15 protein-coding genes are annotated in these 15,997 nt (G+C 70.6%); 3 read left to right on the top strand and 12 right to left on the bottom strand.

What is annotated here, in order from left to right; translation table 11 throughout:
- Positions 1-38 precede the first annotated feature (38 nt).
- A complete protein-coding gene (locus SROS_RS23550; RefSeq protein WP_012891414.1) occupies positions 39-542 on the top strand; it encodes a nucleoside deaminase in 504 nt (167 codons plus the stop codon).
- Here the strand turns inward: SROS_RS23550 and alc are convergent.
- From alc to SROS_RS23495, 11 genes are all read right to left on the bottom strand, one after another.
- The gene (alc, locus tag SROS_RS23545) at positions 515-1,735 is read right to left on the bottom strand and encodes an allantoicase (protein ID WP_012891413.1); all 1,221 of its coding nucleotides are present in this window, start codon (positions 1,733-1,735) and stop codon (positions 515-517) included. The two genes, SROS_RS23550 and alc, sit on opposite strands and share 28 nt — an antisense overlap.
- Positions 1,732-3,072 carry an allantoinase AllB gene (gene allB / locus SROS_RS23540; RefSeq protein ID WP_012891412.1) on the bottom strand — a complete coding sequence of 447 codons (1,341 nt, stop codon included), beginning with the start codon at positions 3,070-3,072 and terminating at the stop codon, positions 1,732-1,734. The genes alc and allB overlap by 4 nt, the downstream gene beginning before the upstream one ends.
- Positions 3,073-3,196: 124 nt before the next feature.
- Positions 3,197-3,973, bottom strand: a complete 777-nt coding sequence (locus SROS_RS23535) for an aspartate/glutamate racemase family protein (RefSeq protein WP_012891411.1) — start codon at positions 3,971-3,973, stop codon at positions 3,197-3,199.
- 1 nt (position 3,974) lies between these two features.
- On the bottom strand, positions 3,975-5,261 hold the full coding sequence (locus SROS_RS23530) for a DUF6986 family protein (RefSeq protein WP_012891410.1): 1,287 nt from the start codon (positions 5,259-5,261) through the stop codon (positions 3,975-3,977).
- Complete coding sequence (locus SROS_RS23525; RefSeq protein WP_052317028.1) at positions 5,258-6,712, bottom strand: amidohydrolase family protein; 1,455 nt, start codon at positions 6,710-6,712, stop codon at positions 5,258-5,260. The genes SROS_RS23530 and SROS_RS23525 overlap by 4 nt, the downstream gene beginning before the upstream one ends.
- Complete coding sequence (locus SROS_RS23520) at positions 6,709-7,494, bottom strand: ABC transporter ATP-binding protein (RefSeq protein ID WP_012891408.1); 786 nt, start codon at positions 7,492-7,494, stop codon at positions 6,709-6,711. The genes SROS_RS23525 and SROS_RS23520 overlap by 4 nt, the downstream gene beginning before the upstream one ends.
- On the bottom strand, positions 7,491-8,420 hold the full coding sequence (locus tag SROS_RS23515; protein ID WP_012891407.1) for an ABC transporter ATP-binding protein: 930 nt from the start codon (positions 8,418-8,420) through the stop codon (positions 7,491-7,493). The genes SROS_RS23520 and SROS_RS23515 overlap by 4 nt, the downstream gene beginning before the upstream one ends.
- Positions 8,417-9,217: an ABC transporter permease gene (locus tag SROS_RS23510; RefSeq protein WP_012891406.1), complete on the bottom strand. Its 801-nt coding sequence runs from the start codon at positions 9,215-9,217 to the stop codon at positions 8,417-8,419. Before SROS_RS23510 ends, SROS_RS23515 begins: the two co-directional genes overlap by 4 nt.
- Positions 9,214-10,146 carry an ABC transporter permease gene (locus tag SROS_RS23505; RefSeq protein ID WP_012891405.1) on the bottom strand — a complete coding sequence of 311 codons (933 nt, stop codon included), beginning with the start codon at positions 10,144-10,146 and terminating at the stop codon, positions 9,214-9,216. The genes SROS_RS23510 and SROS_RS23505 overlap by 4 nt, the downstream gene beginning before the upstream one ends.
- Positions 10,143-11,762, bottom strand: coding sequence for an ABC transporter substrate-binding protein (locus SROS_RS23500; RefSeq protein ID WP_012891404.1), 1,620 nt, complete (start codon positions 11,760-11,762; stop codon positions 10,143-10,145). Before SROS_RS23500 ends, SROS_RS23505 begins: the two co-directional genes overlap by 4 nt.
- Positions 11,762-12,892, bottom strand: coding sequence for an amidohydrolase family protein (locus SROS_RS23495; RefSeq protein ID WP_012891403.1), 1,131 nt, complete (start codon positions 12,890-12,892; stop codon positions 11,762-11,764). Before SROS_RS23495 ends, SROS_RS23500 begins: the two co-directional genes overlap by 1 nt.
- Before the next feature lie 76 nt (positions 12,893-12,968).
- On the opposite strand from SROS_RS23495, the gene SROS_RS23490 reads away from it, so the two are divergent.
- Positions 12,969-13,637, top strand: coding sequence for a FadR/GntR family transcriptional regulator (locus tag SROS_RS23490; protein ID WP_012891402.1), 669 nt, complete (start codon positions 12,969-12,971; stop codon positions 13,635-13,637).
- 310 nt (positions 13,638-13,947) lie between these two features.
- Here SROS_RS23490 and SROS_RS23485 read toward each other — a convergent pair whose 3' ends face one another.
- Positions 13,948-14,640, bottom strand: coding sequence for a TetR/AcrR family transcriptional regulator (locus SROS_RS23485; protein ID WP_012891401.1), 693 nt, complete (start codon positions 14,638-14,640; stop codon positions 13,948-13,950).
- Between the two features lie 53 nt (positions 14,641-14,693).
- Here SROS_RS23485 and SROS_RS23480 point away from each other — a divergent pair, with 53 nt between their 5' ends.
- Entirely contained in the window at positions 14,694-15,866 is a 1,173-nt protein-coding gene (locus tag SROS_RS23480) for an FAD-dependent oxidoreductase (RefSeq protein WP_012891400.1), read from the top strand.
- Positions 15,867-15,997 lie beyond the last annotated feature (131 nt).

The following is a 15,997-nucleotide window of genomic DNA, read 5'->3' as shown; positions in this document are numbered from 1 at the left end:
GCTCGCCGGAGGCCCCCGCTTCTCACCGAGGACTTCTCATGGACTTCGCACAGCGCACCGTCGACATCGCCCGCCGGAACGTCACCGAGGGCGGCCGCCCGTTCGCGACCGTCATCGTCAAGGACGGCGAGATCCTGGCCGAGAGCGCGAACAAGGTCGCCCAGACCTCCGACCCGACCGCGCACGCGGAGATCCTCGCCATCCGCGAAGCGTGCATGAGGCTGGGCACCGAACACCTGACCGGCACCACCATCTACGTCCTGGCGCATCCCTGCCCGATGTGCCTGGGATCGCTGTACTACTGCTCTCCGGACGAGGTCGTCTTCCTCACCACTCGTGAGGCCTATGAGCCCCACTACGTGGACGACCGCAAGTACTTCGAACTCGACACCTTTTACTCCGAGTTCGCCAAGAACTGGGATGAGCGGCGCTTGCCGATGCGCTACGAGCCGCACGGGGCCGCCGTCGACGTCTACCGCTTGTGGCAGGAGCGCAACGGCGGCGGGCCCCGGCGTCACGTGGACCCCGCCACCTCCTCATAGGGTTCCCCGGTCTCCGAGGTGGGTACGCCGGTGAGTCCTGCCGGATGAGGTCCTCCCGACAAGGTGGAGAGCACCGTCGCAGGCAGCACGCCCCCGGCGGCGAACGGTCGTCGGCGGAGGAGGTCCTCCGCCGTCTCCGGGAGAACACCGGCCCCGCCGAGAACCTGAACGGCGTGTTCGGCGGGGAGCAGATCGAGCCAGCGCAGCACGGCCCCGCGGTGGGCGTCGGCGACCACCTCGCCGTGCACCCGGAGCCTGGCCAGGCCTCCGTCGGGGAAGACGTCCAGCCGGACGTGCGTCACCGGCGCGGCCGACACCGAGCGGAAGAAGTGCCGGGTGTCCGGCTGCAACCGCGTCTTCGCGACCAGGTCGAACCATTCCGCGTCCTCGTCCAGATGATCGCCATCGGTCCCGCGCAGCGAGGCCCAGCCGGCCGCGTTGCCGACGAAGTACGACGTGTCGATCTCGACCCGGCGGATCCGGCCACGGGCGGCCAGCCTGATCGTCACGTGGTCGTTGCCGTCGTCGCGGCGGCGGGCGTTCTCCCAGCCGTCGCCCATGATCCTGGCCCTGCCGGGCAGCAGCAGCTGCACCGGCGAGGAGTAGAACGTGTTCGAGCAGTCCACCACCGCGCCGCCGTACTCCAGCGCGGCCAGGTCGATCGTGCCGTCCATGAACCGAGGATCCGGCACCGGCTCGGCGTGCACCCGGAACCGGGCCACCCCGCCGTCGGGGTAGATGCTCAGCCGGACATGCGTCCAGCGCCGCCGGTCCGCCACCTCGAACGCGTTCTCGGTGTCGCCCTTGATCGCGCTCTTCCCGACGATCGTCTCCCAGTTCGCCCGCTCCAGCTCGGCCGGTGACGGAGCCCCCTCGACGCTGGTCGCCTCCACCGAGGCATAGGGCGGATAGTTGCCCTTGAACCAGGCGGTGTCGATCACCACGCCGTGCACCACGCCCGGGACGCCGAGTCGGACGATCGCGTGGTCGTTGCCGGGCTCGCGCCGGCGGCGGGTCTCCCAGCCGTCGTACACCTTGCCCTTGTGGCCGAAGTCCTCCGTCGAGAACACCGCCGCCGCGGGCTTGATCAAGTTCTCGCGCTCGGCGAACAGCTCGTCGTTGGCGTACACCACGCTACCGGCCAGCGCGCGTGAGGCCAGGTCCGGAAGCCGGGTGAAACCGTGGGTGATCATGCTCCTCCTCCGTTGAGCAGCCGGCCCTGCGGCAGGCTGTCGATATCGATCGGTACGCCGCGCAGCCAACTACCGCGGACCACACCCGCGAGCGGCCGGCCGTGGTACGGCGTGACCGGGTTGCGGTGGTGCAGCCGTTCCCTGTCGACCACGAACACCTCGTCGGGCGCGAACACGCAGAAGTCGGCCTGGTAGCCCGTCTCGATCCGGCCTTTGCGGTGCACCCCCATCAGCTCCGCGGGGCGTTCCGCCATCCAGCGCACCACGTCGGTCAGCGTGTGGCCGCGGCGCCGGGCCTCGGTCCACACCGCCGGCAGGCCGAGTTGCAGCGACGCGATGCCGCCCCAGGCGACGCCGAAGTCACCGACGTCGAACCGTTTGAGCTCCGGCGTGCACGGCGAGTGGTCGGACACCACGCAGTCGATCGTGCCGTCGGCAAGCCCTTGCCAGAGCGATTCGCGGTTCGCCGCCTCCCGGATCGGCGGGCAGCACTTGAACTGGGTGGCCCCCTCGGCGATCTCCTCCGCGCTGAACGTCAGATAGTGCGGGCATGTCTCCACGGTGATCCGGACGCCGTCGCGCCGGGCCGACCGGATCATCGCAAGCGCGTCCGAGCTGGACAGGTGCAGGATGTGCACCCGGCAGCCGGTCCGGCGGGCCAGCTCGATCACCTGCGCGACCGCGAGATTCTCCGCGCCCCGCGGCCTGGAGCGCAGGAAGTCCCGGTAGCTCGCGCCGTGCGCGGCCGGGGCGTGGTCGATCACGTGCGGGTCCTCAGCGTGCACGATCATCAGTGCGTCGAACGCCCCGATCTCCCGTAGCGCGTCCGCCAGCTCGCCCGGTTCCAGGTGGGGGAACTCGTCCACGCCGGAGTGCAGCAGGAAGCACTTGAATCCGAACACGCCCGAGTCGTGCAGCCCGCGCAGCTCGCGCAGGTTGCCCGGTACGGCCCCGCCCCAGAAGCCGACGTCGACGTACACCCGTCCCTCGGCGGTCTTCCGTTTCGTCTGCAGCGCCGCGACATCGGTGGTCGGCGGGACGCTGTTCAGCGGCATGTCGATGATCGTCGTGATACCGCCGGCCGCTGCCGCCCGGGTGGCGCTCCCGAATCCCTCCCACTCGGTCCGGCCGGGGTCGTTCACGTGCACGTGGCTGTCCACGAGGCCGGGCAGCAGCACCTCGTCGTCGCCGAGCTCGATGACCTCGGCGGCCTCGAGATCCGCGTCCAGCGGCTCGACCGCGATCACCGTCCCGTCCCGTACCCCGATGCTGCGTGCCACCTCTCCGGCGGCGGTGACCACTCGACGGGCCTTGAACAGCAGGTCCAGCTCGGCCATCAGGCGACACCTCCATGATTCCGTTGTCCTGCGTGGATCGGTCGAACGTCGGCTGCGAGCCCGGTGGCCGCCCCGGCTCGGACGCGGCACGCCGCCACCGGCCCGAAGGGCGCCGTCCGGCCGCTCATCGCGGCCTCGGCTCACCGTGCGGCTCGGTCACGGAAGCGGCGTACGGGGACCCGCTGCCGATCGGCCACCCGGTCACGGTCTTGGGGCGTGGCGTCGCGTAGGTGCGCACCTTGCTCGTGGTGAGGCCGAGCCGGACGAGCCCCTCGGCGAGGGCGACCGCCGCGGCGACGCCGTCGACGACGGGTACCCCGGTGGCGGCGGTGATCTCCCGGCCGAGGTTGGCCATTCCACCACAACCAAGACAGATCACCTCGGCTCGGTCGTCGACGACGGCTTTCCGGGCCTCGGCGACGATCGCGTCGACGGCCCGGCCGAGATCCCCCTCAAGCTCGAGAACCGACAATCCGCTGGCCCGGATCGACGCGCACCGGTCGATCAGCCCGGCGAGCCGCAACCTGTCCTCGATCTGCGGTATGGCGCGGTCCAGCGTCGTGACGACCGAGTACGTGCGACCGATCAGCATCGCGACCTGTGCGGCCGCCTCGGTGATGTCCACCACGGGTACGTCGAGCAGCTCCTGCAAGCCCTCGCGACCGTGCTCGCCGTATCCGGCCTGGATCACCGCGTCGTACGGCCCGTCGTACCGGACGACCCGGTCCATCACGGCGACCGCCGCCAGGTAGCTCTCGAAGTTCCCCTCCACCGACTCCGGCCCGAACGACGGGGTGAGCCCGACGATCTCGACGCCTGGCGACGCGTACGCCGCGGCCTGCGCACGGATCGTGTCGGTCATCGACGCGGTGGTGTTCACATTCACGATCAGGATGCGCATCTCAGTCCACCCGTCCGAGGCGTCCGGGCCCGGCCGGCTGGGTCAGGGCGCGAAGTCCGGGTGGGGCGATGCCGGCGAGGGTGCGGACCTCGGCCTCGTCGACGGCGCCGCAGTCAAGGCCGCGGACGAGGAATCCGGCCATCGCCCGGGCGGTCGCGGGCTCGTCGAGGAAGCCCGAATCGGCGCGGTCGAGATAGCCGCGCAGCCGGGCGGCCGTGGCGGGCAGTCCCTCACGGAAGAACGCGTAGACGGCGGCGTACCGGCTGGGGAGCTGGGCCGGATGCAGGTCCCAGCCCTGGTGGATGCCGCCCTCCAGTGCGCGCCGGACCAGGCGCGCGTGCAGCCGCCAGGCGGCGCGGACCGCGCCGGTGCCGCCGACCGGGAGCACGTTGGTCGAGCCGTCGCTGACGCGTACGCCGGTACCGGCGGCGGCGACCTGCATCACCGCCTTGGCGTGGTCGGCGACCGGATGCTCCAGGCTCTGGTACGCCGCCGAAACCCCGAGCGCCGCCGAGTAGTCATAGGTGCCGTAGTGCAGGCCCGTGCAGCGCCCGGCCGAGGCGCGGATCATCGATGCCAGCGGCGAGACGCCGTCCGTGCCGAGGATCGCTTGCGGTGTCTCCACCTGGATCTCGAACCGCAGGCTCCCGCCTTCCAGCCCGTACGCCGCTTCCAGCCGCTCGGCAGCCGGCACCATCGCCTCCACCTGCTCGACGGATGTCACCTTCGGGAGCGTGACGACGAAGCCGTCGGGCGGCGGGCCGAGAGTCTCCAGGAAGAGCGCCAGGGTGCGCAGGCCGCGCCGCCGGGTCGGCGCCTCGAAACTCTTGAATCGGATTCCGCAGAAGGGCGAGCCGTCGCCGGAGGCGACAGCGGCTGCGAGGACCTCCGCGGCGGCCTGGGCGGTGGCGTCCTCGTCGGCGTCCGAGCGGTTGCCGTAGCCGTCCTCGAAGTCGATCCTCAGGTCTTCGACCGGCTCGCGCTCCAGCTTGGCCCGGACCCGGTCATACACCTCCGCCGCCGTCCGCGGCGGCAGGTCGAGCGCGTCGGCGAATTCCATGACGGTCCGGCCATGCTCGGCCAGCGCCGCCCGGGCCTCCCGGCCCCACGTCCGTACGGTGTCCGAGGTGTAGCGGTCGGCCGGAACGTAGACGGTGTGCACCGGCTGCCGGCCGGACGGCTCACCGGGGTAGGCCGTGCGCAGCCGCTCGTCCGCCGCGGCGAGCCGGGCGTCGAGCTCGGCGGCGAGTTCGGCGCTGAGATCGGCGAAGAGGCCGGCGCCGCTCATGAGCCGGCCTCGACGATGCGGAAGGACGCGGGGAACAACAGTGCCGGGTCGCGGCGCATGTGGTCACGCTCGGAGTAGGCGGCCTTCATCGTCTCGAAGTAGGTCTGTGCGCGGAGCCGCATCGACTCCTCATCCACCCCCGGAATCGTCCGGTCGCGCATCACCGGCCGGCCGTCGATCACCACGGTGGACACGTCGGCGCCCGTGCAGTTCATCATCAACGTCCTGACCGGATCGTCGACGGGGCCGGTGCGCGGGCCGGAGAGGTCCACGACGACCAGGTCGGCCTTGGCGCCGGGGGCGAGTCGGCCCAGATCGTCCCGGCCCAGCGCGCGGGCACCGCCCAGCGTGGCGGCCCGGTAATAGTCGGCGGCCGAGCCCGCCTCCAGCCGTCCGGTGACCAGCTTGGCCAGGTTGTTGCCGTAGTCCATGTTGCGGATCATGTCGGGCGGGAAGGAGTCGGTGCCCAGCGCCACGTTCACACCGGCCTCCCGGTAACGGTCGAAGTCGCGGAGCGCGTCGCCGTACCTGACGAAGGTGAGGGGGCAGTGCACGATCCCGGCCAGGGCCGCGAGCCGGTCCGGTGATCCCTCGAACGGCGTCTCGGGGTCACCGAGGTACAGGGCGTGCGGGATCAGCAGCCGGGGACCGAGCAGGCCAACCTCTGCCAGCACGTCCAGCGGGTGCCGGCCGTACCATTCGCGCAGTAACCGCAGCTCCGTCAGCCCCTGCATGCAGTGCAGGCGGACCAGGCAGTCGAGTTCCCCGGCGGCTCGGGCGGTGGCGCGCAGCAGGTCGAGGGTGACGGTCTCGATGCGGCAGGGCAGCAGCGCCCCTCGGATCCGGCCGTCGTAGGCGCCGTCGACGTCCCGGACGAAGCGGATCGCGTCGGCGAGCCCCTTGTCGCCGAGCTCGGGCTCCCAGTGCACGTCCCTGCTGCCGTCGGCACGCAGCACCGGCACGCCGGAGCGGTAGGACGGACCCAGGTACATGCGCAGGCCGAGCCGCCCGGCGATCTCCACGACGCCGGCGAGCTCCTCGTAGGACTCGGCCCAGGCGCTGTGCGTCTCGGCGGCGATCGGCATCGCGGTGGTGATGCCGTTGCGGATGAGCTGGGTGAGCGCGTACTCCCGCATGAAGAGCGTGTCCTCGAGCGGGAAAACGGCACGACGCCGGTTGACGGCGTAGTCCTGTGACCACCCCAGCCCGCCGGAATCGGCGTGCCAGGTGTCGAGGATGGCGTGGTCGATGTCGGCCAGCGCGTCCAGGTCGATGAAACCCGGCCCGACGATCGCCTCACCGGCGTCGATCACCTCGTCGACCGGGCCGTCGTAGGAGCGGCCGACGTAGACGATCCGGTCGCGGTCGTAGACGACGCACGCGTCGCGGTGGATGACATGGTCGTCGCCGTCGAAGCCGATGACGAACGATGCCCTGACGAGAGTGCTCACTGTGTGTTCCTCCGGGTCGGCTTCCATCCGGGCCTGGGTACGGCGGCCAGCAGGGCTTTGGTGTATTCCTCCCGCGGCTCGCGCAGCAGGGCGCGGGTGGTTCCTCGCTCCACGACGCGGCCGTGACGCATCACGACGGCCGTGTCGCTGATCTGGTTGACCACGGCCAGGTCGTGGGAGATGAAGACATAGCTGATCGACCGCTGCTCGCGGATGTCGGCGAGCAGGTTGAGGATCTGCGCCTGGATCGAGACGTCGAGCGCGGCGACCGCCTCGTCCAGCACCAGCACGCGTGGCTCCACCGCCAGGGCGCGGGCGATGGCCACACGCTGGCGCTGCCCTCCGGACAGCTGTCTGGGCAGCATCGTGGCGTGACGTTCGGCCAGGCCCACGGATTCAAGCAGGTCCAGCGCCTTCTTCCGCCGCTCGGCGGGGGTGAGCGAGAAGTGCAGGGCAAGGCTCGTTTCGACGACGTCGCCGACCCGCTGCAGCTTGTCCAGCGAGGAATAGGGATCCTGGAAGACGATCTGGATCTCTCGTGCCCGTCTGCGCCGCTCCCCGGCCGACACCCGGCCTGCCGGACGCGGCCGCCCGCAGACGCTGATCGTCCCGCTGGTGGGCATCTCCAGGCCGAGCAGCATGCGGGCGACGGTGGTCTTCCCCGACCCGGACTCTCCCACGATGGCCAGCGACTCACCTTCGGCCACGGTGAAGGAGACCTCATCGACCGCGGTGGCGGTGCCGTACACCTTCCGTAGCCGCTCCGCTTCGATCACGCTCATGCCGTCTCCTCCGCTCTCAGGCAGGCGACCCCTCGGATGGACGGCGGCCGGCTCTCCCGGCAACGCGGCTCGGCCAGGTCGCAGCGTGGCGCGAACGCGCAGCCCTCCTCGGCTTCGAAGGCCGCCACGGGCCGCCCGGGGATCACCGGCAGCCGGTGCACGGTCTCCTCCAAACTGGGGCGTGATCTCATGAGGCCGCGCGTGTAGGGGTGGCGCGGCTCGCCGTCAAGGTCCTCCACGATCCGGCCCGCGTACATCACCGCGAGCCGGTCACATGTCGCGGCGGCCAGCTCCAGGTCGTGGGTGATCAACAGCATGGCCATGCCGTGCTCGCGGCGCAGCTCGTCCAAGATGGCCATGACCTCTGACTGGGTGGTCACATCCAGCGCGGTGGTCGGCTCGTCGGCCAGCACCAGGTCGGGTTCGACGGCGAGTACGGATGCGATCATGACGCGTTGGAGCAGGCCGCCGGACAGTTCGTGGGGGTGCTGGCGCAGGCGCCGCTCACCGTCGGTGATGCCGACCTCCTTGAGGAGCTGTACGGCTCGCGCCGACGCCTGCCGTACCGGCATCCGCAGGTTATGGACCATGGCTTCGGTGAGGAAGTCGCCGACGCTGCGGACGGGGTTGATGTGCGCCCGCGGATCCTGGAAGATCATCGCGATCCGCTTGGCCCGCAGCCGCCGCAGTTCCCTGCCCGAGGGCACCTCGGCGCCGTCGAAGACGATCCTGCCGGTCACGCGGGCTCCCGGCGGGGTCAGGCCGATGACCGCCCGGGCGGTCATCGACTTGCCCGACCCGGACTCTCCCACCAGCCCGACGGCCTCTCCTCTGCCGATGGTCAGGTCCACCTGCTCCACCAGCGTCCGCCAGCTCCGTTCGTACGGCACGGCCAGGCCGAAGCCTTCCAACGTCAACAGGCTCACGACTGCCTCCCCAGGCGATCACCCAACAGGTTCACCGCGGCCACCACCAGCGCGATCAGCAGGCCCGCGCTCAGCGCCTCCAGCGGCTGGCCCCGCATGGCGCTGTCCAAGCCGCTCTTGACCATCAACCCCCAGTCGGCCGTGGGCGGCTGCACGCCCAGCCCGAGGAAGGAGACCGCCGCCACGTCGATCACCGCGAAGCCGAGCGCGGAGACCGACTGGGCGACGATGATCGGCCGCAGGTTGGGCAGCAGGTGGCGCAGGCAGATGGCGGTCGCGGAACGGCCCTGCACCCAGGCGGCGGCCACGTATGGCAGGCTGCGCTCGCGCAGCGCCGCGCTCCGCACCACCCGAGCCACGTACGGGGTGTAGGCGACGGCCAGGCCGATCACCACGCCGGGGACGCCGGGACCGAGGACGGCCACGGTGACCAGAGCGAAAACGATGCCGGGCACGGAGAACAGCACATCCAGCAGGCGGGAGATGACCGCGTCCACCTTGCCGCCCGACCAGGCGGCGACGATCGCCAGCGTGGTCCCCGCGACACTCGCGACGCAGATCACCAGCACCGGGGCGAGCAACGTGGTCCGCGCGCCGTACATCAGCCGGGACAGCACATCCCTGCCCAGGGCGTCCCCGCCCAGGGGATGCGCGAGGGAAGCGCCGCCCAGCGCGTTGAACAGGTCGGGTAGGTCGGGGTCGTAGGGCGCGAGCAGCGGCGCGAGCAGGGTGATCACCACGATGGCGGTCAGCAGGACGGCAGCGGCCGCGCCCAGCCCGCCCAGGCGGCGGGTCACTGCCGCGACAGGCGCGGGTCGAGAGCGGAGTAGCACAGGTCCACCACCAGATTGATCAGGACGAAGGCGGTGACGAGCACGAGCACCACCGCCTGGACGATCGCGAAGTCGCGTTGCAGGATCGCGCGGACGAACAACGAGCCGAGCCCGTCCAGGGCGAAGATGCTCTCCACCACGACCGAGCCCGCGATCAGCCCGGCGACGTTCAGGCCGACCACGGTCACCACCGGGATGGCCGCGTTGCGCAGCACGTGCCTGCGGACGATGTGCCCCTCGGCCAGGCCGCGGCTGCGGGCGGTCTCCACGTGCTCCCGGCTCAGCTCCTCGGACACCGAGGCCCGCGTGATACGGGCGAGGAACGCGGCGCTGGCCAGGCTGAGCGTTATCGCCGGGAGCGTGAGGTGGTGGATGCGGTCGCCGAACCCGCTGCCGGGCCCGAAGACCGGGAACCAGCCCAGTCCCAGCGCGAAGACGATGACGAGGATCACCCCGATCACGAACGGCGGCATGGCCAGGAACACCGAGGAGATCAGGCTGACCGCGCCGTCGGCCTTGCCGCCGCGCAGCCCGCCCAGCAGGCCCATCGCCACGCCCCCGGCCACGATCAGCAGCGTCGCGTAGACCACCAGGAAGACGGTCGTCGTCGCCCGGGAGGCCATCAGCGCGGAGACATCCTGCCGATAGACCAGGGAGGTGCCGAAGTCGCCCGTCACCGCGTCACGCAGCCAGGCGGCGTAGCGCCACAGGAACGGATCGTCCAGGTGGTACTGCGCGCGGATGGCCGCGACCTGCTCGGGGGTGCCGCTGCGGTTGCCGAGCAGGAACGCCATCGGGCCGCCGGGCACCAGGTAGAGCAGGCCGTACACCAGGAAGGAGGCGACCAGCAGGACCACGATCAGCCCTGCCAGTCGTTTCGCCAGGAACCTCATGCCGCGCCGAGCCCCGCGGCCCACGGGTAGTACAGGTAGGGGAAGGAGGCGACGGCTCCGGTCACCCGCTTGTTCATGTACAGGATCACCGGCAGGTTGTTCAGCGGCATCCACGGCACGTCGGCGGTGACCTTCTGCTGGATCGCCGTGACCAGCGCCGCCCGCTCCGCTTCGTCGTAGGCCGCCCGCGCCTTGGTGATGTCGGCGTTCACGGCCGCGTAGTCGTTGAAGTTGGTGCGGCCGCCCGCCAGGAAGACGGTGTAGATGTCGAGCGGGTCGGGCACGTTGCCGTACCAGGTGGAGAAGAAGGCGTCGATGCCCTCACGGGCCTTGGGGTCGCTGTAGAGGTTCCCGTACTGTTCGACGGGGATCACCTTGATCTCGATCTTCAGGCCGAGCGCCTCGCCGGTCGCCTTGATCAGGTTGGCGGTCTGCTCGTGGACGGCCGAGCTGCCCTGGATCCCGATGGTGATGGTCTGGGCGGGCGAGCCGGCCTCGGTGAGCAACTGCTTGGCCTTGGCCAGGTCGGGGGTCTCCGGGGGGAGCGCGTCATAGGCCTTCTGGAAGACGTCCCGCTGGTATCCCCAGTATTCGGCGCCCGCGAGGGTGCGCTGCGGCACCGCCGTCCCCTGGAAGACCACCTTGGAGATGGCCGCCCGGTCCAGCGCCAGCGACAGGGCCTGGCGGACCTTCGGGTCGGCGTACGGGCCGGTCTTGGCGGCGCCCAGCAGCGTCCAGAAGGTCAGCGACTTGCCGAGCGTGACCGAGCCGGTCGTGGACTGCTGGAGCTGGCCGAGTCCCGCGGGAGGCAGGTAGAAGTACTGCCCGTCCACCTCGCCGGAGCGCAGCGCGTTGACGGCGGTGGTCTCGTCGGCGATGAACCGGAAGGCCAGCTCCTTGGTCTTGGGCCGCAACGCGGTGTCCCAGTAGGCGTCGTTGCGCTTGATGGTCAGCGAGTCGCCGGACTTCCAGCTCTCGTATTTGTACGGGCCGGTGCACATCACACCGCCGGTGGGCGAGCCCAGATCCTTCTTCTTGGCGTACTCGGCCGAGACGATCGCGCCCGCCGCGGTGGCCATCGCCTGGTTGAACAGCACGTCGGGCTGCTTCAACGTGACGGTGACCTGCATCGGCCCCGTCGCCTTGATCGACTCCACGGTGTGGAAGTAGTCGCCCCACCAGGTGCCGAGTGCGGGATCGAGGTGGCGGTTGAGGCTGGCCGCGACGTCCTCGGCGGTCAGCGGCGTGCCGTCCCAGAACTTCACGCCGTCGCGGATCGTGTAGACCCACGTGGTCGGGCTGGGGTTGTCGGCCTTCTCCGCCAGGCCGGGTTCGATGCCGAGCTCGGGGGTCAGCCGCAGCAGGCTCTCGCACATGTTGGCCAGCACGGTGTTCTCGGCGTAGTTGAACGACCTGATCGGGTCGATCGTCTGCGGCTCGTACGGCAGGTTCCACGTCGCCTTGTCCAGTTCCCCGGCGGCCGGGGCGGTGACGGTTCTGAGCTCCAGCTTGGGCGCTTCGCTCGCCCCCTGCTGTTGCGGCGATGCGGCCTGCTGGCCGCACGCGGTCAGGGCCAGCGCGAGGGCGGTGGCCACGGGTATGGCTCGACGGATCATCAATAGGACCTTTCGCGAACGCGTCCATTACGGACGACGAACTGGGGGATCGACTTGTCCACGACGGCCTGGACCACAGACTCGGCACGGACCAGGAGGAAGTCGGCGGGGTCGCCGGGCCGGAGCCGAACCCGCTCCAGACCCAGCAGGGCGGCACCTCCGTGCGCCGCGATCTCGTAGCACGCCGCCAGCTCCTCATCGGTGCGGGCGTCGGTGCGGTACGCGAGCAGGTGCGCGCGGTTGATCATGTCGCCGTCGCCGAACGGCGTCCACGGATCCCGCACCCCGTCGGATCCGAGGCCGACCAGCACTCCGGCTTCGAGCAGCGGCCCGACGGGCAGGACCGGGTCCGCGCCGAGCGCGCAGGTGGTCAGCGCGACCTTCGCCTCGGCCAGCGTCTCGGCGAGGTCCTCTCGGTCGGCCAGGCAGAAGGCGTGGCTGATCGTGGTCGGCACACCGCTGGACTTCGCCCGGCGGGCGATCTCCAGCACCTGCGCGACCCCTTGCTCACCGCCGTCGTGCAGGTGGATGTCGACGGGTACGGCGTGCCGCTCGGCCATGCCGTACAGCAGGTCGAGGTGTCCGTGCAGGTCGCCGTCCACGCCCACGGGGTCGAGCCCGCCGAGGATGTCCGCGCCCTCCTTCAGCGACTGCTCCATCAGCTCCGCCGTCCCCGGCATCGAGAGCAGCCCGAGCTGGGGAAAGGCGACGATCTGCACGTTCAGCAGGCCCTCACGCGCCTGAGCCGCCTCCCGCACGCCGTGCACATTGGCCAGCCCGTACACCGGGGCGACGTCCACGTGTGCCCGCCACGCCCGCGTACCGCGTGCGATCGCGTGATCCATGAGCGCCCCGGCCCGCTCGGCCACCGGCGTCGCCATCTCCGCCCGCGCCGCGACATCACCCTCGATCAGGTCGCGCAGCGTCCGGGCCGGAGTACGGCTCAGCCAGGGCTGGCCCCAGGTGGTCTTGTCGGGATGGACGTGCGCGTCGACCGGGGCGGGCAGGGCGAGCAGTCCACCCGCTTCCACCACCTCGCATCCTTCTGTTCTGCGTTCCAGGGGGACGATGCGACCGTCTTCGATCAGGACATCGTGGGGTCGAACATCGGTGAACAGAATCTGAGCCATACCGGCTGATCCCCTTAACTTGAGGGCAACAGTGGCATAGAATTATCAGACATCAGATGATTAGAGAAGAGGATGAATGAGACAAGTGGGCCGGACCACCCTCGTCGACTCCGCCATACGCGAGCTCCGTGAAGAGATCGCGAGCGGCGTCTGGCCGGTCGGCACCAAGATCCCCTCAGAGAGCCAGCTGGCCGAGGCGCTGGGCGTGAGCAGGCTGTCGGTACGCGAGGCCGTCCGCGTTCTTGTCCACGCCGGCCTGCTCACCACACGTCAGGGCGACGGGACCTATGTCACCGCCACCGACGAGAGCGAGGTGGCGCTCAAGCGCCGCCTTGACCGCGCGGCGACGATGGACATCATCGACGTGCGGCGCGGCCTGGACCTCGTGGCGGCCCGGCTGGCAGCCGAACGACGGACACCGCAGGACCTTGACGCGCTGAGGGAGACGCTGGAGCGGCGCACCACCGCCCACCAGGCCATAGATCTCGACGCGTTCGCCGACGCCGACCTCGGCTTCCACCTGTCCATCGCCGCGGCTTCGCACAACCCGGTGTTGCTGGACCTGTATCGCGGCATGAGCGAGGCGGTGCGCGACACGCTCCGCCGCGACCACTGCATGGAACGTGCCGTGCTCGGCTCCGACTCCTCTCACCAGGAACTGTACGAGGCGATCGAGGCCGGCGACGCGGCGGGCGCTGTCAAGATCGCGCTCGCCATTCTCGACGAGCAGGAGCGCGACCTCTGATGCTCCGCGTCCCGCTCGCCTCCAGCGGCGTGCGGGACAGGGGCCGCCGGCCCGGGTGGGCGGGGAGCGGGCCAACACGGGGTCGTGGTCATATCTCAACGAGCCCTCTCGACAAGCGCTGAGCCGCAGGTCGGCGGGGTCCGTCTCGGGTGGTCCAGCCGTGTTTGGTGATGAGTTCGGCCAGGGCATGGCGGAGTTGATTGATGCGGTCGTCCGGCGTCAGAGCTTGCCTCTGAATCAGTCGAGCAGGTGGGTGCGCAGTCCGGCGGCGTCATGCGGTGCCACGGATGTCACCTGGAAATCCTGAGCGTCACGCCGGCGGCCGGGCGAGTTTGGCGGCCACGGCGTCGAGGACCCAGTCCAGGCCGGTCGAGAAGGACACCTCGGCGTCCACCTCCGTGCCGTCGTGCACGGCCTTGGCCAGCGCCGGGAAGCGGCCCGTGGCCAGCATCCTCCTCACATGCGGACCGGAGGCGCGCTGCCAGTCGCGCTCGGACAGGCCCGTGGCGCGCTCGGCCCGCAGGTTCGCGATCTCGCGCCTGATCGCGCCGGCGAAGTAGGCGCTGACAGTCTCCACGGCGCGCATGACGGTGTCGAGGTCGGCGAGGCCGTCGAAGGCGGCCAGCGTGGCCTCAGTCACGGTGAGGGCGTTCGGGCCCAGGGTCGGACGGCCGCCGAGGAGGTCGGCCAGCCATTCGTGACGGAGGGTGGCCTGCCTGGTGCGGTGGGCGCGGATGCGCAGCACCTCCCGCCAGTCGCCGGGCCGCTCCTCGGGGAGGATCTCGGCGTGGACCTCGTCCACCATGAGGTCGAACAGCTCCTCCTTGGTGGAGATGTATCCGTACAGCCGCATCGGGCCGACGTCCAGCCGGGCGGCGACCTTGCGCAACGACACCGCCTCCAGCCCGCCCTCGTCGGCCAGCGCGATGGCGGCGGCAACGATTCGCTCCCGGTCGAGCGGCACGGGGCGAGTCGGCGGCTCCGGCCGGTCCCACACAGTCATGGTTACATTGTACTGTTGCGATACACCGTAATAGTAAAATACAGTGTATCGACATGAGACATCGTATCGCCGTGATCGGGGGCGGCCCCGCCGGCCTCACCTTCGCCCGCGTCCTGCACCGCCACGGCCACCCCGTCACCATCTTCGAACGCGATCCCGCCCCCGACGCCCGTCCCCCGGGCGGCATGCTCGACCTGCACGAAGGGATGGGCCAGCTCGCGCTGGGCAAGGCGGGGCTGCTGGCGGAGTTCCAGGCACTGTCCCGTCCCGAGGGGCAGGCCATGCGCATCCTGGAGGTGGACGGGACCGTCCTTCGCGACTGGCAACCCCGCCCGGATGACCGGGCCAATCCCGAGATCGACCGCGGGCACCTCCGTGACCTGCTGCTCGGCCCCCTCGACGTTCAGTGGGGGAGGGGCGTGACGGAGGTAGTGCCGGGAACCCGGGACGGCGTGCTGGTCCATTTCGCGGACGGGCGACAGGAGACGTTCGACCTCGTGGTCGGCGCGGACGGCGCCTGGTCCCGGGTCCGCCCGGCAGTCTCGGCCACGACGCCGCACTACACCGGCATCACCATGGTCGAGACCTCCCTGGACGACGTCGACACCCGCCACCCCGACCTCGCCCGGCTGATCGGCGACGGTTCCATGGCCGTGTGCGGCGTGAACCGCAACCTCGTCGCCCAGCGCAACAGCGGCGGCCACGTCAAGGTGTACGCCCAGTTCCGCGCGCCACTGGACTGGCACACGAACCTGGACCGGCATACGGGCCTGAACCGGCGCGCGGGCCTGGACGCGGGCCTGGACCTGGCCGACGTCGAGGCCGTGCGATCAAGCCTGCTGGCTCTGTTCGACGGCTGGGCCGCTCCCGTCCTCGACCTCCTCCGCCACGGCACCGCTTTCGTCCACCGTCCCCTCTACGTCCTGCCCGTGTCCCACACCTGGGCTCACGTCCCCGGGGTGACGCTACTGGGCGACGCCGCCCACCTGATGCCCCCATTGGGGGTGGGCGCGAACCTCGCGATGCTGGAAGGCGCCGAACTCGCCGAGTCCGTCGCCGCCGCCCCCGACCCTGGCGATCTGGACAAGGCCGTCCACGCCTTCGAGGAACAGATGTGGGCACGGGCCGGCAGGTGGGCGAAGATCACGACGGCCGGTCTGGAACGCCTCGTGAGCCCGGACCCCACCCAAGCCCTCGCCCTCTTCGACGAAGTCCAGCCATCCTGACTGCCGAGCGCGAGAGCACCAGCACCAGCAGCTCGCCACGGTCACCGCCCACCACGGCGAGGACATCGGCGAGCTGACCGCCGCGCCGATCCGCGCCTACCGCGCCGACCACGCGGCCGCTGCCGTCGCGG

This window comes from Streptosporangium roseum DSM 43021 (genome assembly GCF_000024865.1).
Classification (GTDB): Bacteria; Actinomycetota; Actinomycetes; order Streptosporangiales; family Streptosporangiaceae; genus Streptosporangium; species Streptosporangium roseum.
Note: the sequence above shows the minus strand (reverse complement) of the source record. Positions and strands in the feature narration are given on the sequence as shown.